This is a genomic window from Castellaniella daejeonensis, from assembly GCF_039523555.1.
Taxonomy (GTDB): Bacteria; Pseudomonadota; Gammaproteobacteria; order Burkholderiales; family Burkholderiaceae_B; genus Castellaniella; species Castellaniella daejeonensis.
The window spans coordinates 247134-271345 of sequence record NZ_BAAAFN010000011.1 but is presented as its reverse complement, the minus strand read 5'-3'; the positions used below and the strand labels follow the sequence as shown (position 1 = coordinate 271345).

The 24212-nt window shown below is 69.1% G+C and carries 16 protein-coding genes, 1 tRNA gene and 1 pseudogene; 10 read left to right on the top strand and 8 right to left on the bottom strand.

Annotation, left to right across the window (positions count from 1 at the left end):
* Positions 1 to 81: 81 nt before the first annotated feature.
* Positions 82 to 198, bottom strand: a pseudogene (locus ABD022_RS14830) (type III secretion system chaperone); the annotation flags it as partial.
* A 321-nt stretch (positions 199 to 519) separates the two neighbouring features.
* Here ABD022_RS14830 and ABD022_RS08375 point away from each other — a divergent pair.
* Positions 520 to 1104 (top strand): class I SAM-dependent methyltransferase, encoded by a 585-nt coding sequence (locus tag ABD022_RS08375; RefSeq protein WP_343820934.1) that lies wholly within the window; start codon positions 520 to 522, stop codon positions 1102 to 1104.
* A 30-nt stretch (positions 1105 to 1134) separates the two neighbouring features.
* Here ABD022_RS08375 and ABD022_RS08370 read toward each other — a convergent pair whose 3' ends face one another.
* Both ABD022_RS08370 and ABD022_RS08365 read right to left on the bottom strand, forming a co-directional pair.
* Complete coding sequence (locus tag ABD022_RS08370) at positions 1135 to 1452, bottom strand: YnfA family protein (RefSeq protein ID WP_343820857.1); 318 nt, start codon at positions 1450 to 1452, stop codon at positions 1135 to 1137.
* A complete protein-coding gene (locus ABD022_RS08365; RefSeq protein WP_343820856.1) occupies positions 1449 to 2420 on the bottom strand; it encodes a quinone oxidoreductase family protein in 972 nt (323 codons plus the stop codon). The genes ABD022_RS08370 and ABD022_RS08365 overlap by 4 nt, the downstream gene beginning before the upstream one ends.
* Positions 2421 to 2589: 169 nt before the next feature.
* On the opposite strand from ABD022_RS08365, the gene ABD022_RS08360 reads away from it, so the two are divergent.
* The 4 genes from ABD022_RS08360 to ABD022_RS08345 all read left to right on the top strand — a co-directional run bounded on the left by ABD022_RS08360 (position 2590) and on the right by ABD022_RS08345 (position 6526).
* Positions 2590 to 3744, top strand: a complete 1155-nt coding sequence (locus ABD022_RS08360) for an NAD(P)/FAD-dependent oxidoreductase (RefSeq protein WP_343820933.1) — start codon at positions 2590 to 2592, stop codon at positions 3742 to 3744.
* A gap of 73 nt (positions 3745 to 3817) precedes the next feature.
* The gene (locus ABD022_RS08355) at positions 3818 to 4897 is read left to right on the top strand and encodes a YkvI family membrane protein (RefSeq protein WP_343820855.1); all 1080 of its coding nucleotides are present in this window, start codon (positions 3818 to 3820) and stop codon (positions 4895 to 4897) included.
* An 83-nt stretch (positions 4898 to 4980) separates the two neighbouring features.
* Positions 4981 to 5643, top strand: coding sequence for a helix-turn-helix domain-containing protein (locus ABD022_RS08350; protein ID WP_343820854.1), 663 nt, complete (start codon positions 4981 to 4983; stop codon positions 5641 to 5643).
* A gap of 16 nt (positions 5644 to 5659) precedes the next feature.
* Positions 5660 to 6526 (top strand): PAS domain S-box protein, encoded by an 867-nt coding sequence (locus ABD022_RS08345; RefSeq protein ID WP_343820853.1) that lies wholly within the window; start codon positions 5660 to 5662, stop codon positions 6524 to 6526.
* Between the two features lie 85 nt (positions 6527 to 6611).
* Here the strand turns inward: ABD022_RS08345 and ABD022_RS08340 are convergent, their stop codons facing one another.
* Complete coding sequence (locus ABD022_RS08340) at positions 6612 to 7832, bottom strand: ABC transporter substrate-binding protein (RefSeq protein ID WP_343820852.1); 1221 nt, start codon at positions 7830 to 7832, stop codon at positions 6612 to 6614.
* A 59-nt stretch (positions 7833 to 7891) separates the two neighbouring features.
* Entirely contained in the window at positions 7892 to 9184 is a 1293-nt protein-coding gene (locus ABD022_RS08335) for a hydroxymethylglutaryl-CoA reductase, degradative (RefSeq protein WP_343820851.1), read from the bottom strand.
* Positions 9185 to 9337: 153 nt separating this feature from the next.
* Here ABD022_RS08335 and ABD022_RS08330 point away from each other — a divergent pair, with 153 nt between their 5' ends.
* Positions 9338 to 11311, top strand: coding sequence for a helix-turn-helix domain-containing protein (locus ABD022_RS08330; protein ID WP_343820850.1), 1974 nt, complete (start codon positions 9338 to 9340; stop codon positions 11309 to 11311).
* Here the strand turns inward: ABD022_RS08330 and ABD022_RS08325 are convergent.
* The 3 genes from ABD022_RS08325 to ABD022_RS08315 all read right to left on the bottom strand — a co-directional run bounded on the left by ABD022_RS08325 (position 11293) and on the right by ABD022_RS08315 (position 13661).
* Positions 11293 to 11562 (bottom strand): hypothetical protein, encoded by a 270-nt coding sequence (locus ABD022_RS08325; protein WP_343820849.1) that lies wholly within the window; start codon positions 11560 to 11562, stop codon positions 11293 to 11295. The genes ABD022_RS08330 and ABD022_RS08325 overlap by 19 nt on opposite strands.
* 150 nt (positions 11563 to 11712) lie before the next feature.
* A complete protein-coding gene (locus ABD022_RS08320; protein WP_343820847.1) occupies positions 11713 to 13482 on the bottom strand; it encodes a sensor domain-containing diguanylate cyclase in 1770 nt (589 codons plus the stop codon).
* A 100-nt stretch (positions 13483 to 13582) separates the two neighbouring features.
* A tRNA-Ile gene (locus ABD022_RS08315) sits at positions 13583 to 13661 on the bottom strand.
* Positions 13662 to 13835: 174 nt separating this feature from the next.
* On the opposite strand from ABD022_RS08315, the gene ABD022_RS08310 reads away from it, so the two are divergent.
* From ABD022_RS08310 to ABD022_RS08295, 4 genes are all read left to right on the top strand, one after another.
* Positions 13836 to 19805, top strand: coding sequence for an alpha-2-macroglobulin family protein (locus ABD022_RS08310; RefSeq protein WP_343820846.1), 5970 nt, complete (start codon positions 13836 to 13838; stop codon positions 19803 to 19805).
* Positions 19805 to 22090 carry a penicillin-binding protein 1C gene (gene pbpC, locus ABD022_RS08305; protein WP_343820844.1) on the top strand — a complete coding sequence of 762 codons (2286 nt, stop codon included), beginning with the start codon at positions 19805 to 19807 and terminating at the stop codon, positions 22088 to 22090. Before ABD022_RS08310 ends, pbpC begins: the two co-directional genes overlap by 1 nt.
* Before the next feature lie 54 nt (positions 22091 to 22144).
* On the top strand, positions 22145 to 22738 hold the full coding sequence (locus tag ABD022_RS08300; RefSeq protein ID WP_325123913.1) for a hypothetical protein: 594 nt from the start codon (positions 22145 to 22147) through the stop codon (positions 22736 to 22738).
* A gap of 125 nt (positions 22739 to 22863) precedes the next feature.
* On the top strand, positions 22864 to 24156 hold the full coding sequence (locus tag ABD022_RS08295; protein ID WP_343820843.1) for an aspartate carbamoyltransferase: 1293 nt from the start codon (positions 22864 to 22866) through the stop codon (positions 24154 to 24156).
* Positions 24157 to 24212 lie beyond the last annotated feature (56 nt).

Genomic DNA, 24212 nt, shown 5'->3' with positions numbered 1-24212 from the left:
GCGGACGAAGTCGCGGGCGCTCCAGCGTTCGGCGTTGTTGGCGAGCGCCTGCAGCAGGTCCTGGAGCCGGGCCTGGTCCATCCGTGCGGTTGGTTCGCGGAATTGCAGGTACACCATGCCCTCGCGCGAATTGGTCGACAGGGTGCCACCGCCGGCGCCGACCCGGTAGAAGTTGGCGTCCGCGATCTGTTGCAGCACGGCGCGTTTGCAGGTTTTGCTTGGACATCCGGGTTTCCTCCGGTCGAGGGGTGGGAAGGGACGCCGGTGCGGTTCCAGACCGGGATGCACGATGAGTAACGGATGTGGGCGATATGTTCCCTGCGCACCCGTATCCCGCGTCCTTCCTGTCACGAACGCATACTCCGGCCGGACCCGGCATCTGATAACTTATCCGGCATCGCTCGGGAACTGGAAGAGGTCTCCATGCTGAAAAACGCGGGTGTCGCGCTGCTGCCCTTGATCGAAGGCCTGCGGGCCGCCGGGGCCGTCGGGTTACGGTATGCGGCCGGCTCCCGCCGGATGGCCGGAGCGATCCGGGCGGCGCCGATGGGGCTGTTCCTGCGCGAACTCCTGGACGCGCCGGCCGGAGTCGGGGCCGTCTGGCCCAGTTCGGAACACCTGGCGCGCGGCATGGCGGCCCGGATCGATCCCCGGGGCGATGGCCTGGTGGTGGAGCTGGGCGCCGGCACCGGCGTGGTGACCCGGGCGCTGCTCGACCGGGGGGTGCCGGCGGATCGTCTGCGGGTGGTGGAATGTTCCCCGGCGTTCGTGCGGCATCTGCGCCGGCGGTTTCCGGGGGTGATTATCCTGCGGGGCGACGCGGCCCGGCTGTCGGACGTGCTGGACGAAAGCGCGGCGGGACGGCCGGTCGACGCCATCGTTTCCAGCCTGCCGCTGCGTTCCCTGGACCCGGCCGTCGTGTCCGCCGTGCTCGACCAGTGCCGGACGCTCCTGCGCCCGGGCTGTACGCTGGTGCAGTTCACCTATGCGCTGCGTGGCCTGCCCGTCGCCGGGCTGTCGGAAGGCTTCATGGTGCGGGACGATCCGGTCGTCTGGGCCAATCTGCCGCCCGCCCGGGTGATCGCGCTGGAACGGACTGACTAGCCGCACCCGGGTCTACCCGGGCGCGGCCCGTTAGCGCGGCTGGAACGCGATCAGTCCCATGCCGGCCAGCGTGACGGCGGCGCCGCCGATGTCCCATGCGGTGGGGCGCACGCCGTCGACCAGCCAGAGCCAGAGGATGGCGACGCCGATGTAGACCCCGCCGTAGGCGGCGTAGACCCGGCCGGAGGCGGCCTCGTGCAGGGTCAGCAGCCAGGCGAACGCCGCCAGGCTGAGCGCGGCGGGAACCAGTAGCCAGGCCGAGCCTCCCTGGCGCAGCCAGAGCCACGGCAGGTAGCAGCCCGCGATCTCGGCGCACGCCGTGACGAGGTAGAGCAGGAAGGTCTTCATGCCTCGCCGACCACGATCTTGCCCAGTTGTTCGTTGGATTCCATGCGGGCGATGGCCGCCTCCAGTGCGTCGAAGGAGAACGTCCGGTCAATGGCGGGCGCGAGCCGGCCGTCGGCGACCAGCGGCAGGATGCGGTCGGCGACCCCCTGGACGATGCGCCGGCGCTGTTCGGGACCGTAGCCCTTGCTGGACACGCCGAAGATCGTCAGGCGCCTGGCGTGCAGGGCGGCGAGGTCTAGCCGGCCCTCCAGCACGCCGTCCATGTAGCCGACCGTGGCCAGCCGGCCCTCGAAGGCCAGGCAGCGGACGCATTCGGCGAAGACGGAGCCGCCGGCGATGTTGACGGCCAGGTCGACGCCCTTGCCGCCGGTGGCGGCCATCACGGCGTCGTGGAAATCGGGCGCGCGGGTGCGAAGCCCCACGTCCAGGCCCAGGCGTTCCAGCGCCGCCAGCTTTTCGGCCGAGCCCGAGGTGCCGACGACCCGCGCGCCCAGCGCCTTGGCCAGTTGCAGGGCGGCGACGCCGACGCCCGAGGAGGCCCCGGTGACCAGCAGCCATTCGTCCTCGGCGAGACGGCCCTGGGCGATCAGCATGTCGTAGACGACCATGGCGGCGATGGGGGTGGCGGCGGCCTGGGCCCAGGACAGGCCCTCGGGCACGGCCATGGCGTCGTGCGCGTCCAGCAGCGCGTAGTCGGCGAAGGCGGCGCGGCAGCGCCCCATGACGCGGTCGCCGGCCCTGAAGGGCGGCGTGTCGGCGCCAGCCTGGACGACTTCGCCGGCCGCCTCGATGCCCAGGACGGTCGGGGCGTCCGGAGCCTGCTTGCGCAACGCCAGGAGTTCCCCGCGATTCAGGCCGGCCGCGCGCACGCGGACCAGCAACTGCCGCGGTCCGGGTTCGGGCGTGGGAACGTCCCGGGGTTCGATCCGGATGCGGTCGTCGATGAGTCGGGCGGTATGGGCGCGCATGCGAGGCCTTGCTGGTCGGATGGAGCGGATACGGTAGCACGCGCCGGAACGATGGCGTGCCGGCCGGCGGGAGAGGGGCCGTGGGGAGAAGGATGGGGGTAAACCAGGGTATTTGGAATTTTTTTCCTATATGATAATTTTCCTATTGGAAAAAAATTGGATGCAGGTAATGAATGATCGGGTGTTCGACTTCGCGGTGATCGGCGCGGGCATGGCGGGGGCGTCCGTCGCCTATCGGCTGGCCAGGGAAGGGGCGTCCGTGGCGGTGCTGGAGCGCGAATCTCAGCCCGGCTACCACTCCACGGGCCGCTCGGCCGCCATGTTCATGGAAAGCTATGGCACGGAACAGATCCGCGCCTTGACGCGCGCCAGCCGCGAGTTCTTCGAACGGCCGCCGGAAGGCTTCTGCGCGCACCCCCTGCTGCATCCGCGCGGCGTGCTGTATGTCGGGACGGCGGGGCAGGAATCCCTGCTGGAAGACGCCCTGGCGCAGTACCGGCGCGAAGGCCTGCGGGCGGACATGCTGGACGCCGTCCAGGCCAAGGCCATGGTGCCGTGCCTGGAAGAAGACCGGCTCATCGGCGCGGTGTACGACGTGGATGCCACCGATATCGACGTGGCCGAATTGCACCAGGGCTTTCTGCGCGGCATGGCGAAGCTGGGGGCCCGCCTGCGCTGCGATGCCGAACTGGCCGCCGCCGCGCGCGACGAACGCGATGGCGTGTGGACGCTGACGCTGGGTGGCGGCGATGCCGTGCGGGCGCTCGCCGTGGTGAATGCCGCCGGCGCATGGGCCGATCCGGTGGCGGCGCTGTGCGGCGCGCATGCGCTGGGGATCGAGCCCAGGCGCCGTTCCGCGTTCACGTTCGCCGCGCCGGAGGGGACGGACGTCGGTCCCTGGCCGGCCGTCATCGGCGTCGATGAAAGTTTCTACTTCAAGCCCGACGCGGGCCAGCTGCTGGGATCGCCGGCCAACGCGGACCCGGTTGCCCCGCACGATGTCGTGCCCGAGGAAATCGACATCGCCCTGGGCATCCATCACATCGAAGCCTTGACCAGCCTGCGCATCCGCCGGCCCCGGCACGTCTGGGCGGGGTTGCGCAGTTTCGCCCCCGACGGCGATTTCGTCATCGGCTGGGATCCGCGGCGCCAGGGGTTCTTCTGGCTGGCGGGGCAGGGCGGCTACGGCATCCAGACCTCGGCGGGCGCTTCGGCGGCCGCCTGTGCGCTGCTACTGGGCCGCGCGCTGCCGGAATTCCTGGCGCGGCAGGGTGTCGACGCCGACCGCCTGAGTCCGCGCCGCTTTGGCCCGTCCGCGGCTTGAGGGGCGCGCGGGCGCCGCAAGCGCCGCGCGCCTCGATTCGTTCCATCATCACAATTCCATCGGAGACAGAAGCATGGATTCGTTCAAGAATGTCTGCAAGATCGCAGGCGCGTTCGTCGGCGTCATCGTCGGCGCGGGATTCGCGTCAGGGCAGGAAATCCTGCAGTTCTTCGCCGGCTTCGGCGCCATCGGCCTGATCGGTTGCGTGGTTTCGGGCGTGCTGTTCGCCTTGCTGTCGATGGCGTTTTCCACGATGGGGCAGCGCCTGGCGGCGCATTCCCACAAGGAAGTCGTCAACGCCATGCTGGGCCGCCATCTGGGGCTGGTGTTCGACGCGCTGATCACGTTCTTCCTGTTCGCGATCACCGTGGTGATGCTGGCCGGCGCCGGCTCGCTGCTGAATCAATGGCTGGGCATTCCCGAGGTCTGGGGGAGCGTGCTGGCGACCGTCGCCACCATTCTGATCGTGTGCCTGGACATCCGCAGCGTGATCGCCTTCATCGGCGCCGTCACGCCGTTCTTGATGTTCATGACCGTCGTGGTGGCCGGCTACGTGCTGATATCGCCCCACGCCGATCATGAGGCGCTCGCGGTGGCCGCGCAGGCCCAGCCCAGGGGGGCCGGCCAGTGGCTGGTCGCGGCCCTGCTGTACGTGTCCTACAACATCGTGGCGGGGATGCCGTTCCTGGTGATCATGGGTGGACAGGCCAGGTCGCGGGCGACCGCGCTCTGGGGCGGCGTCCTGGGCGGCCTGCTGCTGGGCGTCCTGATCCTGCTGATCGCCGTGGCCATGTATCTGCGCATGGACACGATCGGCGGGCTGCCCATGCCGATGCTCTCGATCGCCGCGCAGATCTCCCCCTGGCTGGGCCACCTGATGTCCCTGGTGATCTTCGGCATGATCCTCAACACGGCGGTCGGCATGCTTTACGCCTTCATGGCGCGCATCGTGCCTGCGGGGACGGGGAAATTCCGCGCCGGCACCGTCGTGGCGGGCGTACTGGCGCTGGCTGGCAGCTTCGTCGGCTTCATCAAGCTGGTGGGGATCGTGTACCCGATCTATGGCTACATCGGCTTCGTGCTGATGGCGCTGGCGTTCGTGGGGTGGCTGCGCGTGGCGCGACGTCCGGACGGCGCCGCGTCCCGCGCCTGAGGCCGCCTTGGCCGGTGCCGGATGCAGGATCGACATAGAATGTCGCAAGCGCCCGATCCGGGCGCATCGCAACCTTCGCCATCATGCCCGGCCCGACGAACAAGAAAACGCGCGCAGTCCAGGTCCTTGCCACGGTGCTTCCGGGCGCCAGTGCCCCGGCGGCCGATCCGGAACTGGCGGGCCGGCACGAGGTGGGCGCCCGGATCCGCGCGGCGCGCAAGGAGCGGCAACTGACGCTGCAGCAGGTGGCGCGGCGCAGCGGTCTGGCGGTGTCCACCGTCTCCAAGGCCGAGCGCGGACAGATCGCGCTCAGCTACGAAAAGGTGCTGCTGCTCGGCCGCGCGCTGGACATCGACATGACGCGTCTGTTCATGTCGGCGGACGCTGGGCTCGATCCCGAGGCGGTCGCAAGCCCGACGGTCGTCAAGGACCGGTTCGCCGACGTGCAGCGCTACGAGACCGACCAGTACGAATACAGCGTGCTGTGCGGCGCGTTTCCGGGCAAGAAGATGCAGCCGCTGATGGCGGTGATCAATGCGCGTGAGGCTCGGGATTTCTCGGAGACCATCCGGCATCCGGGCCAGGAATTCGTGATGGTGCTGTCCGGCCGGGTGCGGATCCTGTTCGAGAACGGCGAGACGGTCGAACTCGGCCGCCATGAGGCCGCCTATTTCGACAGCGGCGTCGGCCATGTCTACGTCAGCCTGAGCCGGCAGCCGGCGCAAGTGATTTCAGTCTGTTGTTGATGATGGGAGATCCCGCATGACCCGCAAGACGATCAATGTCGCGTTCACGTCCGACGACTGGCGTGGCGTCGCGCTGTCCAATTTCAGCCTGTCGCCGTTCGAACTGGATGGCGTGCCGCTGGCGTCCGTGGAAGGCTTCATCCAGGGCATCAAGTTTCCCCCGGGGCATCCGTCGCGGGCACAGGCCTTCATATCGTCGGCCTGGGACGCCAAGGCATGCGGCAAGGGGGCGGACAAGCGGTTCGCCTATTGGGGCGAGGCGCGAATCGAATTCGGATCCGGCGAACATCATCGGCTGGTCGAGCGGGCGCTGCGTGCGCGTTTCGCCCAGAACGAGGGCCTGCGCCGCCTGCTGGCGTCGACCCGGGGACTGGAGATCCTGCACCAGACCGGCGAAGGGCCGGAGCCGGAGCGGACCTCGCTGCCGGCGGCCCTGTTCTGCCGCATCCTGAGCGACATCCGCGATGCCGAGGCGGAACCCGGGGATCTGGACGAACGCATCGTGGCGCAGACGACCGACGCCCTGATCTGCGCCGACCGCCAGGGCCGGATCGTGCGCTGGAACGAGGCGGCTGGCCGGCTGTTCGGCTTTCCGCCGGAAGAGGCGCTGGGCGCCAGCCTGGACCTGATCATCCCGGAACACCTGCGCGCCGCCCACTGGGCCGGCTACGACGCGGCGCTGGCCAGCGGCCGGATGAAGCTCGAGGGCCGTCCGACCCTGACGCGGGGCCTGCGAAAGGACGGCGGCAAGTGCTATGTGGAGATGACTTTCGCGCTGGTCAGGGACGCCGCCGGCGCGGCGATCGGCTCGGTCGCCATGGCGCGCGACGTGACGGAGCGGGTGGAAAGGGAGCGCGCCGCGCGCAAGGCGCAGGAGGGCTGAATGCTCCGGCGGCGCCGGAACGTCCTGGCCGCCGGGTGCCCAGGAAGCGTCGGAGCCGCCTCGCAGCGCGGCTCCGGGACGGCGCTCAGCCGGCCTGCTTCATCAGCGGGCAGGTCGAGTCCTTCGGGCTGGTGAAGGCTTCGTCGCCGGGGATCGTGGCGACCGTTTTCATGTAGTCCCACGGACCCTTGGATTCCTCGGGCGTCTTCACCTGCATCAGGTACATGTCGTGCACGTAGCGGCCGTCCGCGCGGATATAGCCCTTGCTGTACATGTCGTCGAGCTTCATGCTTTTCAGCTGCGCCATGACCTTGTCGGCGTCGGTCGTCCCGGCCGCCTTGACGGCCTTCAGGTAGGTGGCCGTGGCCGAATAGGCGGCGGCCTGGTGCGTGCTCGGCATCTTGTGCATGGTCTTGTCGAAGCGCCTGGCGAAGGCGCGGGACGCATCGTCCTTGTCCCAGTACCAGCTGTCGGTCATCAGCAGCTTCTGGGCGACGGGCAGGCCCAGGCCGTGGATGTCGTTGATGGTCATCAGCAGGCCGACCAGCTTCATCTTGTCCACGAGGCCGAAATCATTGGCCGCCTTGATCGAATTGATGGTGTCGGCGCCCGCGTTGGCCAGCCCCAGCACCTGGGCGCCGGAGGACGCGGCCTGCAGGATGTAGGAGGACATGTCGGGCGAGGTGGGCGGGTGCTTGACTGATCCGACCACGGTACCGCCGTTGGCCTTGATGACGGCGCTGGTGTCCGCTTCGAGGGAATGGCCGAAGGCGTAGTCCGCGACCAGGAAGTACCAGGATTTGCCTCCCTGCTTGATCACGGCGGAGCCGGTGCCCTTGGCCAGGGCGACCGTGTCGTATTCGTAGTGGACGGTGTAGGGTGTGCAGTCCTCGTTCGTCAGGCGGGCCGTGGCCGCGCCGATGTTGATGTAGGGCACATGCTTTTCTTTGATGATGCCGTTCATGGCCAGGCCCGCGGCCGAATTGACGCCGCCGATCAGCATCGACAGCCCTTGCTGGTCGATCCATTCCCGGGCGCGTGCGGAGGCGATCTCGGGCTTGTTCTGGTGGTCGGCCGAAAGAATCTCGATCTTCTTGCCAAGCACGGAGCCGCCGGCATCCTGGACGGCCATGCGAATGGCTTCGAGGCCTCCCGGGCCGTCGGTATCTGCGTAGGGGCCGGACATGTCGGTGATGAAGCCGATGCGGATGACGTCCGTATCGGACGCGGCCTGGACCGCGCCTGCGGCGACCAGGCCGGTCAGGGCTGCAGCAATCAGGGTATGGCGGGGAAGTCGGGTCTTCATGGGGTGTCTCCTGGTTGTATTCGCCCCGGCTCGCCGGCCGGGTGCGTCGTGGGATAAAGTCAGTTCGGGCTGGTGGCGCCACGCCGCTGCTGCAGCAGTTCGCGGGCAAAATCCGCGCGCACGTCGCGCGCTTCCGCCATTCGGGCGGCCACCCAGCCGATCTCGTCGCCTTGCGCACCGGCGGCCAGGGCAATGTTGCGGGCGTGCAGCGTCATGTGGCCGCGCTGGATGCCTTCGGTCGCCAGCGCACGCAGCGCGGCCATATTCTGCGCCAGCCCCACCGCGACGATGATCTCTCCCAGTTCCTGGGCTGTTCGCACCCCCAGGATCTTGAGCGACAGCTGCGCCAGGGGGTGGGTCTTGGTGGCACCGCCGACCAGGCCGACGGACATGGGCATTTCGAGCGTGCCGACGAGATCGCCGTTGGCGGCGATTTCCCATGCCGACAGCGAAGTGTAGCGGCCCTGGCGGCAGGCATAGGCATGGGCCCCGGCCTCGACGGCGCGCCAGTCGTTGCCGGTGGCCACGACGATGGGGTCGATGCCGTTCATGATGCCCTTGTTGTGCGTCGCGGCACGGTATGGATCGACGGATGCGAATTCATAGGCGTCGACGATGCCCTCGGCCACGTCCTGCCCCGGGTAGCCCGTGCTGCCCAGCGCGGTGGCCGGAATGCGCACTCTCGCGCGGGACAGGCGCAGGTCCGCCAGGTTGGACAGGATCCTCAGTCGCACCTGGCCCGCGCTGATCTGCTCGATGCGGCCGGCGACGGCCTCTGCCATGGTGTTGACGGTGTTGGCGCCCATCGCATCGCGCACGTCCACCAGCAGGTGGACGATGACCATGGCGCCGCGCGCGGTGCCTGGGAACACATGCACTTCGATGTCCTTGCAGCCGCCACCCAATTCGTTCAGCACGCGGTCGCGGCTGTTGGCGTGGTCGATGATTTCCTGGCGGTGCCGCAGGATGGCGTGGCGCGCGCCGAAGGGGTCGGAGATGTCCAGGACCTGGATCTGCGCCCGCATGATGGGGCCCGTGCTGGAGGTCAGGAACCCACCGTGTCCGCGGGCGATCTTCGCCATGTGGGAGGCGGCCGCGACGACGGATGGTTCCTCGACCGCCATGGGGACCAGCACGTCGGCCCCGTTGATCCGGAAATAGCCCGCCACCGCGTAGGGCAGCTCGAAGGTCCCGAGCACGTTCTCGATCATGCCGTCGGCGGTTTCGAGGGGCAGGGCGCCGGGCCGGGACAGGCGCCGGACGTCCTCGGCGTCCAGCCCCGCCTTCAGGGCGACGGCCTCCAGGCGTTGCGCCGGGGTGAAGGAACGGAAATCGGGAGTCTGGGAATCCATGCCGCTGTGTCCTGGGGTGGGTCGATGAACACCGGCCATGGAAGGGCGGCCGGGACGATGAAAGAAGTGTAGAGATCGTCCGGTGGCCGATATATAGTCGAACAAAACATTTGCAGGATTGATTTATGTTTTATTCATCCATGTCCTCTCATCATGGATAGGGCGGTCGAAGGCGAAGTCGTCCGCCTCCTGCATCGGGACGCCGGGCGCCGGGAACTGGAGGCCCTGCGCGACCGGCTCGCCCGGCTGCCGGACGGGGAGGACAAGGCGCGCGCGCTGGAGACCTTATCCATGGGGCTGACCGTCAAGGACCGTCTCGAACAGCACCAGCAGCGCGAGCGCGGCCTGATGGCGGTGATCGAGACCGCCCAGGACCTGACCCGGATCGTCGACATCGACGAAGTGCTGCGGCTCATCGTCCGGCGGGCCCGGGCGTTGCTGGGTTGCGATGTCGGCTACCTGTCCGTCTACGATCCGGAGCGCCGCGATTTCTATGTGCGGGCGACGGACGGCGCCTTTTCCGAGCGTTTCTGCCGGATCCGCGTCGGCCTGGACACCGGGGTGTGCGGGTACGTGGCGCGGCACCGCAGCCCCTATTCCTCGTCGGACTATTCGGGCGACGGCCGCTTCCATCATTCGCGCTTCATCGACGACGCCATGCGCGGCGAACACATCGCCTCGATCCTGGGCGTGCCGTTGCTGAGCGCCGACGAGGTCTCCGGCGTGCTTTTCGTGGGCGATCGCTACGTGCGCGCGTACACCGCCTGGGAAATCTCGATCCTGTCCACGCTGGGCGCGCAGGCTTCGGTCGCCATCGGCAATGCGCGCCTGTTCGAGCAGGCGCGCGACGCGCTGGCGCGGGCGGGGGCGACCAACGAGCTGCTGTCGCGCCAGACGGCGGACACCCGCGCGGCGGCCGAGGCGCACGAGCAGCTGACCGCCCTGGTGGCGCGCGGCGGCGACCTGCCGGATGTGTGCGCGATGCTGGCGCGCCGCCTGGGCGGGCGGGTGGCCGTCTGCGACGAGGGGGGCAGGGAGATCGCCGCCGCCAACGGGGAGCGGGGCGTCGAGGAGCCGGTGGAGGAAGGGCGCTGGATCGAGGACGCGGCCTACGCCGCCCTGGCGGAAAGCCGGCGGACCGGCCGTTCCGTCGCCTATCGGAAATCCCGTACCGTCTGCGCCGTCGTCGGCGGCGAGGGACCGCTGGGGGGGCTGGTCCTGCAGACCGCCGAGCCCTTGGGCGAGGTGGCCGCCCGCATCTTCGAGCGCGGCGCCATGGTGACGGGCGTCGTGCTGCTGCTCCAGGCGCAGCGGACCCTGTCCCTGGTGTCCGACGCGCCGGCCGTGCTGCACGGCCTCGTCCATGGGCCGGGCGGCCGGTCCGAGCGCTTCGCGCAGCAGGCGGAAAAGTACGGCGTCGACATCCATCGCCCCATGCGGCTGCTGGTGGTCAGGGCCGGGCGGGACGGCTGCGCCTATCTATGCCGGCAATTGAGGGACCGCCTGGGGGCATCGGGCGCCCTGTTCGACGACGTCGGGGATTCCCTGGTCGTGCTGGCCAACGCGGCGCGGATGGAGCAGGCGCGCGCGGCGGTCCAGGCCTGCCTGCGCCGCCATCGTGGCGCGTTCTCGGGTGTCGTGAGCGGCGTCGTCGATCACCCCAACGGGCTGTCGGCGTCGTTCGAGCGGGCCGGGCGCTGCCTGGACCTGCTCGACGCGCTGGGCCGGCAGGGCGAGCTTTTCGACGAGAGCCGGCTCGCGCTGTACGTGCCGCTCTTCAACCGCGCGGACGCAGCCGCCATCGACGGGTTCTTCACGGCCACGCTGGGCAGGCTGTATGCCGGCGCCGCCGCGCACGAGGCGCGCCGCACCGTGCTGGCCGGCACGCTGCTGGCCTACCTGGACTGTGGCTACAACGCCGCCGAGGCGGCGAGGAGCCTGTCCCTGCACATCAACACGCTGCGCCAGCGCCTGGAGGCGATCGATGGGCTGCTGGAGGGCTGGCGCGACGCGGGCCGCGCGCTGGAAATCCACGTGGCCTTGCGCCTGTGGCGGCTGCGCGATCCGCTCCGGTTCGCCGCCCCGGACGAACCGGCCGCCGCGCCGGGTCAGCGGCGCCAGCCGTGACCCCCATGCCAGCCGGGACCTGCGTGCCAGCCGTGGCCCCGATGCCCGCCCCACGACCTGAAGCCGAAGTAGTAGGTCGGCGGCGCCACGTAGACGGGCGGCGCGACATAGACGGACGGGCCGGCATAGACGACTCCGCCGCCGTCGTAGTAGGCGGGCGCGGGTTCGTAGACGGCGCATCCGCCCAGGGCGGATGCCACGGCCAGCGCGAGGACGAGCCGGCCGGCGCGGCGGGTGATCGGGGTCTTCATGATGAGGATTATGAGCCTGGCGCTGGCGGGGGGATCCCAGGATTTGCCGGCGCTTACACAACTGCCGGATTTCTCCCCATTCGGGCTGTCGCCGCCATGATTGGTCACATCTGGATCACGGGCGATGTGGCGCGGCGGCGACGGGGGCGGTCACGCCTGTTCGACCCGGTTGCGGCCGGCGTGCTTGGCCTGGTAGAGCGCCTGGTCGGCGCGGGCGATCAGGCCCGAGGCATCGTCGCCCGGGCGGTATGCCGCGACCCCCAGGCTTGCCGTGCTGTGTCCGACCCCGGGGATGGCCTGGCGCTCGATGGCTTGTCGCAGCCGCTCCGCCAGCAGGGTGGCCTGCGCGGCATCGGTATCGGGGCAGATCACCAGGAACTCTTCGCCTCCCCAGCGTCCCACCCGATCCGTTGCGCGGATATGGGTTCTCAGCGCCTGCGCGATGGCAACCAGCACGCTGTCGCCCGCCAGGTGTCCATGGGTATCGTTGACGCGTTTGAAATGATCGATGTCGAGCAGGATGACGCTGAAGGGAATGCCGCCGCGGATGGTCGAATTCAGCTGCGCCTCGAGCGACTCGTCGAGGCGGATGCGATTGGCGAGCTGGGTCAGGGTGTCGGTCATGGAGCGCTTCTCGAGCTCGCGATTGGTGGCTTCGAGTTCCGTCGTGACGGCCTTGATGAAATGCAGCAGCTTGGAGATGACGCGCGTGTGCTGGCTGTCGTAGGGGTCGTCCGGCGGTGGGCGGGTGCCGCCGTTCGCCGTGGCCGCCGCGGGTCTCGATGCCTTGCGGGGCCCGCCTTCGCGCAGCCCTACGGCCACCATGGCGGAATTGAGCAGTTGCAGGCGTCCGGTGCCGAAGAATTCCCCATAGGTGAAGAACCCGAAAGTCGGCGCGTGGGCCTCGAAAGGGCGCGATTCGCGCTCGACGTCTTCCTGGAGCAGGAATCGACGGCAGCCGCAGCTGTACATGAATACGGCGTCGGGTGCGAAATCCGCGCTGGCCGCCTGTATTTCCCGCGCGTGTTCGATGATCGTGCCGGCATCGCCATAGCCGATGTGCACGATCTCGCCTTCGCGGATGTCGCCGAGAAACCGCAGGGAGTCGTCCTCGCCGGCGGCCACGGGAACCCGTGCCACCCACTGGCCTTCGCGCTCGATGAGCAGCGGAAACTCCAGGGCGGCCATGTAGAAGCTTTCGTCCTTGCGTGCGCCGAGGTAGCGCTGGTAGATCTCGAAAGCGGGCCGGCCGTCGATTTCCTTGACGAGCGGGCCGTCGGTTCGCGTGACCGTCATCGGGTGGCTGACCGGTATCCAGCCGAGATAGGCCTCGCACTGCAAGGCGAGTTGCGTGCCTGTGAAGATTACCGCGACGATGCCGGCGTCCAACAGCTCGCCACCCGCGAACACGAAGGTGTTCCGCATCCTGGTGTAGTCGCCGGCGCCTCCGCCGAACAGGGGGAAGTCCCCGATTTCCGGCTCCAGGGCGGCGAACAGCGGGCCAAGCTCGACGCTCAGCGGCGTGGCCAGCAGCAGTACGCCGGCGATATCGTCCGCGCTCGCGCGGATGCTTCGCCCCAGTTCGGCGCCCGTTCGGGATTCCTCGCCCCGCGTGCAAGGCATGGCGATGGCTTGCAACCGCGAGGACTCGAAAAAGCTGAAGCCGATGACGGTCTGGTTGGTCAGCAGGCGCCCGGCGGCGATTTCGCCGACGGTGGTCGCGCCAACCACCGTCGCGGCGGGCAGTAATTCTTCCAGCAGTCCGGCGATGCCGAGAAGATGCGCGGGAGCCCCGCTGGCGCTGTACACCTGGACCAGGATCGAGCGGCTGCTTTCCGCGGCGCGGGCCATCTCGCCATGCGCCACATCGGCGCGCAAGGCGTCGAGATCGGAGAACACGTGCGTGAAGTGTCGGATCATGGTGGCCCTTGCCCGGTTGACACCTTGTTGACAGTGCTGCGTGGCGGAGAAAGTAAAAAGGGGATCAATCGTCCGGCCGATTGATTCCCCCTGTGTTTTCTGGTGGGCCCCCCGAGAGTCGAACTCGGCACCAACGGATTATGAGTCCGCTGCTCTAACCAGGCATGAGCTAGAGGCCCGTTCCCGCCTGGCGCATGGCGCGCCCCGGGCCGGGAGTCCGGGATTATCGCACAGCGCGTCCCGCCTGGGCGCGGGCGGCGGCCCGTCGCCTGGCGGCGCGATGGCCGCGTCCCCGCGCGGATGGTAATCTGGTTCCCGGACATAAAAACAGCAACGGCCCGGGAGGGTCATCCATGCGGCATCTTCTTTCGCGCGTCGCGCTGGCGGCGCTGATCCTGTGCGGTTCGGCCTCCGTCTCGGCCCTGTCGGTGACGCGGTTTTCCCCCGAGGGCATGATGGCCCGGATCGCCCGGGTGCAGGCGGATTTCGACGCGCCCGCCGTGGCGCTGGGCGACGACGGGGCGGCCGATCCGTTCCTGGTCGACTGCGACGACGATGCGGTCAGGGGCTCGGGGCGCTGGACCGATCCGCGGCATTGGGTCTATGCCTTCGACAAGCCCCTGGCGGGAGCGGTGTCGTGCCAGGCGAAGCCCAATCCGGATTTCCGCGACCTGCAGGGCCAGCCGCTGGCCGGCGATGCGCGCCGCTTCGCCACCGGCGGGCCGCGCGCCCGCCTGGTGCGGCCCTGGAGCCGCACGATCTCGGAGGACCAGGTCTTCGTGCTGCGCTTCAACGCCGCGCCGGACACGCGATCCCTGCTGGAGCATGCCTATTGCGAGGTCGAGGGCCTGGGCGAGGCCGTGCCGACGCGTCTGGTGACCGGTGTGGACCGCGCACGGATCCTGAAGGCGGTCACGGGGTCCGACGAGGCGGATGCCTGGGACGACGCCCGCCTGCTGCAGTGCAAGCGCCTGTTGCCGCCGAAGGCGCAGGTGCGGCTGGTGGTGGAGGCCGGCGTGCGCTCCGTGGGGCAGCCAGGCGTGCCGTCCACGGTCGGGCTGGCGGAGGATTTCCAGGTCCGTACCGCGTTCAACGCGGTCATGAGCTGCACGCGCACGAACGCGCAGGCGCCGTGTTCGCCGCTGTTTCCCATTCTCGTGGCCTTCTCCAGGCCCGTGCCCCGGGAACTGGCGGCGCGCGTCGTGTTGGACACCCCGCAGGGGCCGCGCGCGGCGCGGCAGTTCGGCCCCGATGACAATGAGCCGTCGGGCGACGCGGTCGAGACCCTGCAATTCGATCCTCCCTTCGAGGAACGATCCACGCTCACGCTGACCTTGCCCGATGCATTGCGCGACGATATGGGGCTGCCGCTGGCCAACGCCGGCCGCTTTCCCCTGACGATCGAAATGGACGCCATGCCGCCGCTGGCGAAGTTTGCCTCCGGTGCGTTCGGCATTGTGGAGCGCTTCGCAGAAGGTGCGCCGGGCCAGGGCCGGCCCGCCCTGGCGCCACTGGCCCTGCGGCGCGTGGAGCCCCAGCTGCAGACCCGCGATCTCATCCTGTCCGCCGGACGGGCGCGTGATCGCGTGATCACGGATGACGTCCAGGCCCTGCAGTGGTATGCCCGGGTCAGGAATCTCCAGGAAGGCTCGCTGACGGTGGGGCAATGGGCGGATCGGCTTGCGTTGCGCGCCCCGCGCGAGGCCCGCGAGGGCGAACCCCGCATCGACGTGCGCTCGCGCTCTGTGTTCGCCCCCGATGATGAGGTCCGGACGCTGACGCTGCCCGGTGTCCGGGATGCGGAAGGCCAGGATATCGAGATGGTCGGCATTCCCCTGGAGGAACCTGGCCTGCACGTGCTGGAAGTCGCCTCGCCCAGCCTTGGGGCAGCACTGCTGAAACGCAAGGGCGCCGTGGCGGCCGAGCAGGTCATGCATGTGCGTTCAGCCGTGCTGGTGACGAACCTGGCGGTCCACCTGAAGGCGGGGCGCGACGATATCCTGGTCTGGGTGACAACGCTGGACAAAGGCGAGCCGGTTTCCGGCGCGCTCGTAACGGTGCTCGATTGCGACGGCCGGCGCCTGCTGGGCGGAGAAACCGATGCGCAGGGGCTATGGCACGCGGGTGCCCCCGTGCCCACGGACCGGTATTGCGAAGGCACGGAGCAATCGGGAGTGTTTGTCACTGCGCGCATTGCCGGCGATCACCCGCAGGCTCATGGACAGGCGGATTTTTCCTTTGCCTGGTCGGGCTGGGACCGTGGAATCGAGCCCTGGCGTTTCAATGTGCCTGCCAGCCGGTCCCGGGATCCCGATCTGGTGGCCCATGCGGTACTGGACCGCACGCTGTTGCGGGTGGGTGAAACGGTTTCCATGAAGCTGTTCTTGCGCCGGCTGGATCGCGATGGCGTGAAGAATCCGCCCGCCGGCGGCCTGTCTGCGCAGGTCCGCCTGACGCATGACGGTTCGGGGGACACCGTCACCCTGCCGCTGGACTGGAAGACCAGTCCCAGCGGTGGCCAGTACGCCTTGCTCGACTACACGATCCCGCGCAATGCCCACCTGGGCACGTATTCGATCGAACTGCAGCCCCTGGCAGACACGCCCGACGACTGGATCCCCTGGCTGCATGCGGGCGATTTCAGGGTCGAGACCTTCAAGCTGCCCCTGTTGACGGGATCGCTGAAGATCGCGGGTGATGGCGCACAGGCAGCCGGGCCGCTGGTCGCACCGCAATCCGTACGGGCCGACCTGCAGCTGGCCTGGATTTCCGGCGGTCCCGCGCGTGATCTGCCCGTTACCCTCTCGGCGGTGGCGCGCCCCCTGGCGCCAGCGTTTGCGGGGTACGACGATTTCATCTTCGGCATGGAGGCATCCGCAGGGGATTGGAACCCGGAAGCCGGGGCGCCGGACTCCGCCGGTGCCGATGCCGGGGCTTCGGGAATGAGGCGGCTGATCCTGGACAGGAAACCGCTGCACCTGGACGCGCAGGGCGGGGCGCGGGTGGATCTGCCAGGCTTGCCGCCCCCGTCCGAACCCCAGTCCTGGCTGTTCGAGGCGTCTTTCACCGATCCCGCTGGCGAAATCCAGACGCTGGCCCAGACTGCGCAGGTCTGGCCATCGGCGGCGGTGGTCGGCCTGCGGACGGGCCGCTGGATGTCGCGTGGTGAAAAGTCCGGCGTCACGCTGCTGGCGCTGGACACTGCCGGGTGGCCACTGGCCGGCGTCCCGGTCCAGCTGGATGGGCGCGTGCGCACGACCTACAGCGTCCGCAAGCGCCTGGTGGGGGGCTTCTATGCCTACGATTCCCACGAGCAGCTTGCCTCCCTGGGGACGCTGTGCCAGGGAAGCACCGATGCGAAAGGCCAGTTGGAATGCCCGATCAGCCTGGATCGGGACGGGCGGATCGAGCTGCTCGCCCAGGCCTCGGACGCGCAGTCGCGCGTGTCACGGGCCTCGACCTCGATCTGGGTGTGGGGAGACGAAGCCTGGTTCGGCGAGGGGAACGACGACCGGATCGACGTGATTCCCGCCAAGACCGACTACAAGCCTGGTGAAACCGCGGAGTTCACCGTGCGCATGCCGTTTCGCCAGGCTCGCGCGCTGGTGGCCGTGGAGCGCGAGGGGGTGCTGGAAACGCACGTGGTCGAACTGGACGGCGACGAGCCCGTCGTGCGGCTGCCTGTGCGGGAAAGCTGGGGGCCGAATGTCTATGTCTCGGTACTGGCCGTGCGCGGCCGCATCCGCCGGGTGCCCTGGGCGTCGTTCTTCGATTGGGGCTGGCGGCATCCGCTGGACTGGATGGCGGCGCGGTTGGCCCAGGCCGCGGATGCTCCCGAGCCCACGGGCCTGGTGGATCTGGCCAAGCCGTCGTTCCGCTTCGGCCTGGCGGGCATCCGCGTCCAGAGCGAAGCCGATCGCCTGCGGGTCAAGGTCGAAGCCGACCGCGACACGTACCAGGTGCGCCAGCATGCCCGGGTGCGTATCCAGGCGACCCTGCCCGATGGTGCGCCGGCAGCGGGGGCCGGCGTGGCCTTTGCGGCCGTGGACGAGGCCTTGCTGGAACTGCGCGGCAACGCCAGCTGGGATCTGCTGGATGCCATGCGCGTGGAGCGAGACTATGGCGTGGAGACCGCGACGGCCCAGGGTGAGGTCGTCGGGCGCCGTCACTATGGCCGCAAGGCGGTGCCGGCGGGCGGGGGCGGTGGTTTCAATGCCACGCGGGAATTGTTCGATACGCGCCTGCTTTGGCGCGGCGACCTGACCCTGGATGACCAGGGCCGGGCCGAACTGGAAGTGCCGCTGAATGACTCCCTGACGCGTTTCCGGCTGGTGGCCGTGGTCGATTATGGCCAGGGGATGTTCGGTACGGGGTCCACCGGCATCATCAGCACCCAGGACCTGCAGGTGGTGTCGGGCCTGCCCCTGGTGGTGCGCGAGGGCGACCGCTATGAGGCGCGCGCGACCGTGCGCAACCGGACGGCGCTGCCCATGGCGCTGTCGTTGTCGGCCGACGTGGCGGGAGACGACGGGGCTGAACGGGCCCTGCCCGGGCAGGTGCTGCGGCTCGAACCCGGGGCCGCCCAGACGGTGGGTTGGCCGGTGACGGCGCCGGTGCTGTCCGGCCAGGCCGCGACTGGAACGTTGAAGTGGCGTTTCGAGGCGAGGACGACCACTGGCGAGGCAGTTTCCGACCGGATCGCGGTCGAGCAGACGCTGCTGCCTGCCGTCCCGGTCACGGTGCGCCAGGCCACCTTGCTGCAGGTACAGGATGGGGTGCCGCAGCGGGTGCCGGTGGAAGCGCCGGTGCAAGCGCTGGCGGGTGCAGGCGGTGTGCCGCGCGGCGGTGTCCTGGTCGCCCTGCAGTCCAGCCTGGCGGGGACCCTGCCGGGGGTGCGCGCCTGGCTGGATGCCTACCCTTATGCCTGTGTCGAGCAGCTCAGTGCCAAGGCGCTCGGGCGCCATGATCCCGTGGCATGGCGGGCATTGATGGAGCGCCTGCCCGACTACCGGACCGAGTCGGGGCTGCTGTCGTATTTTCCTGGCGGCCGGGGCAGCGTCGTGCTGACGGCGCACCTGCTGGAACTCGCCGAGCGGGCGCAGGATCGGACCTATGCCTTGCCGAACGGCGTGCGCGAGAGCATGCTGGCCGCCCTGCAGGATTATGTGTCCGGGCGTCTGACCGAGGACAGCTGGGCACCCGTGCGGGATGATTTCTGGCGCAAGCTGATCGCCGCCGATGCGCTGGCGCTGGCCGGTGCCTGGCAGCCCGGCATGCTCGACAGCTTTGCGCAGGAAGTCGACGATTGGCCGACGGCTGCCGTGGTGACCTGGCTGTCGATCCTGCGGCATGTGCCCGAGTTGGATGACCGCGAGTCCCTGTCGGCACGGGCCGAGGCCGTGTTGCGCGCGCGGCTGTCGCGGCATGGCGCCTCGCTGGTGCTGGCCGACGACACGGTGGATTCGGGTTGGTGGCTGATGAGCAATGCCGCCACCGCGCAGGCGCGCCTTCTCATGACCGTGCTGGACCGGCCCGGCTGGCGCGCGGATCTGCCGCGCCTGCTGACCGGTCTGCTGTCGATGCAGCGCGATGGGGCCTGGTCCACGACCGCGGCCAATGCGCTGGGCACCCTGGCCGTCGATCAGTTTGCCCGCAAGATGGAAACGCATGCGGGTGCAGGCGAAGTGCGCGTGACCCTGTCTCCGGGGGCGCTGGCTGTGCTGCCCTGGGCCGACATGCCTGGGGGGGATGGCGTACGCCGTCAGTCCCTGGACTTGCCCTGGCCGCAGCAGGGCCGGGGCATCCTGGAAATCGTCCAGCAGGGCCAGGGCAGCGGCTGGGCCACGGTCGCGGCGCGTGCGGCAGTTCCCCAGACCCTGGCCGAGGACGCCGGGCTGCAGGTCGATCGTGCGGTGGTGCCGGTGTCCAGGGCGCGGCCGGACCGCTGGTCGGTGGGCGATGTCTATCGCGTGCGCCTGTGGATCCGGGCCCGGGAAACCCTGGCCTGGTCCGTGGTCAGCGATCCGGTGCCAGCGGGAGCATCCATTCTGGGCGGCGGCCTGGGCCGGGATTCCAGCCTGGCGATGGCGGGCGAGCGTCAGGAGGACTGGTGGAACCAGCCCAGTTTCGTCGAACGGGATGCCGGCGTCTTCCGGGCTTACTACGAGGTCATGGAACCGGGCGAGCGGACGCTGGAATACACGGTACGGTTGAACGTGCCGGGGGAATACCGGCTGCCGCCGACGCGCGCCGAGGCCCTGTATCAGCCGGATGTCTTCGGCAGCGTACCCAACGCGCCCTTGAGCGTGGAGCCTCTTCCCTGATGGATCCGGTGGCCGTTGCGAGCCAGTGCCTGCGGGTCTTGGTCTTGGCGCTGATCCTGGGGGCGCCGCTGCCCCGGGCCTGGGCGCAGGGACCGCAGGCCGCTTTTCCGCCGGACCATGCAGCGGTCCGGGCGGCCTGGCGTCCGTCGGACGTGCGCCTGCTGGCTTCGGACGGAAAGGAACTGCAGCGGCTGCGTACGGATTTTTCCAGCCGGCGCGGCGACTGGTTGCCCCTGGCAGATGTGTCGGCAGCCTTGCTGCGGGCCGTGGTGGCTTCCGAAGACAGGCGTTTCTACACGCATGGTGGCGTGGATTGGCTGGCGAGCGCCTCGGCAGCCTGGTCGTCCGCCTGGGGCATCGGAGCCCGGCGCGGCGCATCGACCCTGAGCATGCAGCTGGCGGCCTTCCTGGATCCCACGCTGCGGCGCGGCCCCGCAGGGCGCGGCATCCTGCAGAAGCTCGACCAGATGCAGGCGGCCATGGCGCTCGAATCCCGCTGGACCAAATCCGAGATTTTGGAGGCCTACCTGAACCTGGCGGCCTGGCGTGGCGAGCTGGTCGGAGTCGATGCGCTGTCCCGGGTCCTGTTCCAGAAGCACGCCTCGGGGTTGAATCTGCGCGAGGCAGCCCTGGCCGCCGTGCTCTTGCGCGGTCCGAATGCGCCGGTGCCGCTGCTGGTCCAGCGCAGTTGCGCCCTGATGCGCGAGTTGGGCCGGCCGGACGCATGCCACGGATTGCGGGGCTTCGTTCAGGCCGCCCTGTCGCGCGCCGGCGAGGCGCGTTTCGATGCGCCGGCGCTGGCGCCGCACTGGACACGGCTGCTGCGGGATGTCGGACTGGCGGATGCCCGGGGCGAGATCCATTCCACGCTGGATCGCGGCCTGCAGGAGGCGGCAGTACGCTCAGTGCGCCGGCGCCTGGGCGAATTGCGCGGCACGGGGGTCACCGACGCCGCCGTGGTGGTGCTCGATAACCGCAGCGGTGCCGTGCTGGCCTATGTGGGATCGTCGGGCGTGCTGTCCGAGGCTGCCCAGGTCGATCATGCGCGCGCCGTCCGCCAGGCGGGTTCGACCCTGAAGCCTTTCCTGTATGCCATGGCCCTGGATCAGCAGCGCCTGACGGCCGCGTCCCTGCTGGACGACAGCCCGGTCGGTCTGGATGGCGGCGGAGGGCTCTACGTGCCGGACAACTACGACCACCGATTCGGCGGCTGGGTCAGCGCGCGCACGGCACTGGCGTCTTCCCTGAACGTGCCGGCCGTGCGCACCCTGATGCTGGTGGGGCCCGATGCGCTGGCGGCCCGCCTGTCGGCCCTGGGCCTGCCGCTTGACCGCGGGGGAGACTATTACGGCTACAGTCTGGCGCTGGGATCGGCGGACGTGACGCTGCTGTCCCTGAGCAACGCCTACCGGGCACTGGCGCGCGGCGGTGATTACGCACCGGTGAACCTGAGCGCGCGCCCCGGGTCGGAAGCGCAGGGGGGAATCCGGCTGTATTCCCCCGAGGCCGCCTGGATCGTGGGCGACATGCTGGCCGACCGCGCCGCGCGCGCCAGGACCTTCGGCCTGGACAGTCCGCTGACCACGCGGTTCTGGACGGCAGTGAAGACCGGCACCAGCCGCGACATGCGCGATAACTGGTGCGTGGGCTGGTCGATCGACTACACGGTGGGTGTGTGGGTGGGCAACAGCGCCGGGGCCAGCATGCGCGATGTTTCGGGCGTCAGCGGCGCCGGTCCCATCTGGCACGATGTGTTCGACTGGCTCTACCGCCGCCATGCCCCGCCGCAGCCGGCCCGTCCGCCGGGGGTCACTGGCCAGGCTGTGTCTTTCGCGGGGCTGGAGCCTGAACGCATCGAGTATTTCCTGGGAGATACGGCCCAGGCCCGTTTCGTGCCTCCGGACCTGGCCGCCGACCACGGCAGGCCGCGGATCGCCGAGCCCGTGGATGGCACGATCCTGGCCCTGGATCCGGACATTCCATGGGATCGCCAGCGCCTGCGCCTGCGGGCGGTCGACGCTCGTTCGCGGTCCGTGACGGACGCGCGCTGGTTCCTGGACGGCCAGCCCTATGGGCAGGGGCCGGGCATGGTGCCGGACTGGGCGCCCAGCCCCGGCACCCATGTGTTCGAACTGCGCAGCCCGCAGGGCACGGTGCTGGACCGATCCCGGGTCTTCGTCCGTGGAGGGCGCTTCGCTGTCGGGGAGGCCGTCTGGGACGTGGGCGCCGGCAGGCCCGGCGGGCCAGGGACGGGGAACCATCCTGATGCGCAGGGTAAACATTGATCACGGCAAAATATGCCATCATTGAATCCTGAAAGGACGAAAAGGAGCTTGGGTATGCGCAATTGGCATTCGGACGGCGGGCCGGGGGTGAAGTTGCTGGCGGGAGCAGTGCTGGCAGTCCTGGCCGGCTGCCAGGCCGTGCCAGGCCCCCAGGGCCCTGCGAACAAGGCGGCGGCCCCTTCCGCGGCAGCAACTGCGGCGCCGGCGCAGACGGCCGGCCCACGGCACGCCATCACCGAAAACCGCCAGGCCATGGATCTGCGCGTGTTCCTGGCCGACACCCGGTCACGGCCGGACTGGACACCGGTCGCCCTCAAGCCGTCCGGTGTGCTGTATGTGCGCCCGACGGCCATCATCGGGCGCGACGACCTGATCGGCATCCAGTCGGCGACCGATCAGAAGGGCGAAGGCATCCTGGTCCTGATCCTCAGCGACGAGGGCCTGCGCAAGATGCATGAAGCCACGGCGGCGAATCCCGGCCTGCGCCTGGCCCTGGTCGTGGGGCACACCATGCTGGCCGCGCCGGGCTATGCCGCGCCGGTCAGCCAGCAGCAGCTCGCTTTCGCCGTGGGTTCGGCGCGCAATGCCGAACTCGCTGCCCGCTCGGTCGCCGGTGTGGAATCCGCGCCATCCGCCGGAGGATTCTGAAGCACGCAGGGCATCGTTGCTGCGCGTTGTTTTTTCGACGCGCGCTGCGGGAGGCCGCGTTTTTTTCTTGCAGCGATGATGTCTGATCGGTGAAAATCTACGCATTGCGTATATAGGAGCCGAAGATGGCGATTTCCCAGCAAGTCTTCCTGCGCGACGCGATGCGCCGCCTGAACCTGACCCGCGATGTATTCGCGGCTCGCATCGGCGTCAAGCGCCGCGCCCTGGACACGTGGCTGCTGCCGGAAGGCTCCCAGGAAGCGCGCACCATGCCGGAGGTCGTCTCGCGTTTCGTCACCGAGATCGTGGAAAACGCTGCGCTGATGCAAAAATATGCGCAAAGCGCACAATCCGGTCCGTTGCGCGACCGCATCGCCATCGACAACAAGCATCAGCTCCTGTCCGTGGATCAGTTCACACGCGAGTCGGTCGAGGAACTGTTTCGCGTGGCCGACCTGATGCAGCCCATCGCCCGGCGGCGCAAGGTCTCCCGCGTTCTAGAGGGCGCGGTGCTGGGCAATCTGTTCTTCGAGGCCAGTACCCGTACGCGGGTCAGCTTCGGCGCGGCTTTCTGCCGCCTGGGCGGCTCGGTGTGCGACACCACCGGCTTCACCTTCTCGTCCATGGCCAAGGGGGAGTCCATCTACGACACCAGCCGCGTGATGAGCGGCTATGTGGATGCCATGGTGATCCGGCACCCCGAACAGGGTTCCGTGGCCGAGTTCGCCGCCGCGACCAATATCCCGGTGGTCAACGGCGGCGATGGCGCGGGCGAGCATCCCAGCCAGGCGCTGCTGGACCTCTACACCATCCTCACGGAATTCTCACGGCTGGGAAAACTGCTCGACGGCGCGCACATCGTCATGGCCGGCGACCTGAAATACGGGCGCACGGTGCATTCGCTGATCAAGCTGCTGGCGCTGTACCGCGGCATGAAGTTCACCCTGGTGTCTCCACCGGGTCTGGAGATGCCGGAACACCTGCTGGACCAGGCCAGCCGCAATGGCCACGTCATCGAGCAGACCCACGATCTGGCCGCCGGCCTGAAGGGTGCGGACGTGGTCTATGCCACGCGGGTACAGAAGGAACGCTTCTCGGGTGAAAACCTGGAAGGCTATTCGGCCGACTTCCAGGTCAACCGCACCATCGTGGACGCCTGCTGCGGCCCGGACACCATTGTCATGCACCCCTTGCCGCGCGACAGCCGCGAGGGCGCCAACGATCTCAGCACCGACCTGAACCACGATCCGCGTCTGGCGATCTTCCGCCAGACGGACAATGGCATCCCGGTGCGCATGGCGATCTTCGCCGTGCTGCTGGGCGTCGAGGGGCTGGTGCAGCATTCGCTGCGTGACGTGACCTGGACGCCGCCGTCCCATATCGGCCCGGACGACAGCGTCTTTCACGGGATCGATTGAAGGGGATGTTCTTTCGCCTCGCGGCCAGCGAGGCGCCCCCGTGCGGCAGGGGCCGG

What these genes read in the sequence shown, in the direction of transcription:
- ABD022_RS08295 (WP_343820843.1), top strand. Translation starts at nt 22,864, where the DNA reads ATGGCGATTTCCCAGCAAGTCTTCCTGCGCGACGCGATGCGCCGCCTG.
- ABD022_RS08340 (WP_343820852.1), bottom strand. Translation starts at nt 7,832, where the DNA reads ATGAAGACCCGACTTCCCCGCCATACCCTGATTGCTGCAGCCCTGACC.
- ABD022_RS08360 (WP_343820933.1), top strand. Translation starts at nt 2,590, where the DNA reads ATGAATGATCGGGTGTTCGACTTCGCGGTGATCGGCGCGGGCATGGCG.
- ABD022_RS08330 (WP_343820850.1), top strand. Translation starts at nt 9,338, where the DNA reads ATGGATAGGGCGGTCGAAGGCGAAGTCGTCCGCCTCCTGCATCGGGAC.
- ABD022_RS08320 (WP_343820847.1), bottom strand. Translation starts at nt 13,482, where the DNA reads ATGATCCGACACTTCACGCACGTGTTCTCCGATCTCGACGCCTTGCGC.
- ABD022_RS08300 (WP_325123913.1), top strand. Translation starts at nt 22,145, where the DNA reads ATGCGCAATTGGCATTCGGACGGCGGGCCGGGGGTGAAGTTGCTGGCG.
- ABD022_RS08350 (WP_343820854.1), top strand. Translation starts at nt 4,981, where the DNA reads ATGCCCGGCCCGACGAACAAGAAAACGCGCGCAGTCCAGGTCCTTGCC.
- pbpC (WP_343820844.1), top strand. Translation starts at nt 19,805, where the DNA reads ATGGATCCGGTGGCCGTTGCGAGCCAGTGCCTGCGGGTCTTGGTCTTG.
- ABD022_RS08310 (WP_343820846.1), top strand. Translation starts at nt 13,836, where the DNA reads ATGCGGCATCTTCTTTCGCGCGTCGCGCTGGCGGCGCTGATCCTGTGC.
- ABD022_RS08375 (WP_343820934.1), top strand. Translation starts at nt 520, where the DNA reads ATGGCCGGAGCGATCCGGGCGGCGCCGATGGGGCTGTTCCTGCGCGAA.
- ABD022_RS08370 (WP_343820857.1), bottom strand. Translation starts at nt 1,452, where the DNA reads ATGAAGACCTTCCTGCTCTACCTCGTCACGGCGTGCGCCGAGATCGCG.
- ABD022_RS08365 (WP_343820856.1), bottom strand. Translation starts at nt 2,420, where the DNA reads ATGCGCGCCCATACCGCCCGACTCATCGACGACCGCATCCGGATCGAA.
- ABD022_RS08355 (WP_343820855.1), top strand. Translation starts at nt 3,818, where the DNA reads ATGGATTCGTTCAAGAATGTCTGCAAGATCGCAGGCGCGTTCGTCGGC.
- ABD022_RS08345 (WP_343820853.1), top strand. Translation starts at nt 5,660, where the DNA reads ATGACCCGCAAGACGATCAATGTCGCGTTCACGTCCGACGACTGGCGT.
- ABD022_RS08335 (WP_343820851.1), bottom strand. Translation starts at nt 9,184, where the DNA reads ATGGATTCCCAGACTCCCGATTTCCGTTCCTTCACCCCGGCGCAACGC.
- ABD022_RS08325 (WP_343820849.1), bottom strand. Translation starts at nt 11,562, where the DNA reads ATGAAGACCCCGATCACCCGCCGCGCCGGCCGGCTCGTCCTCGCGCTG.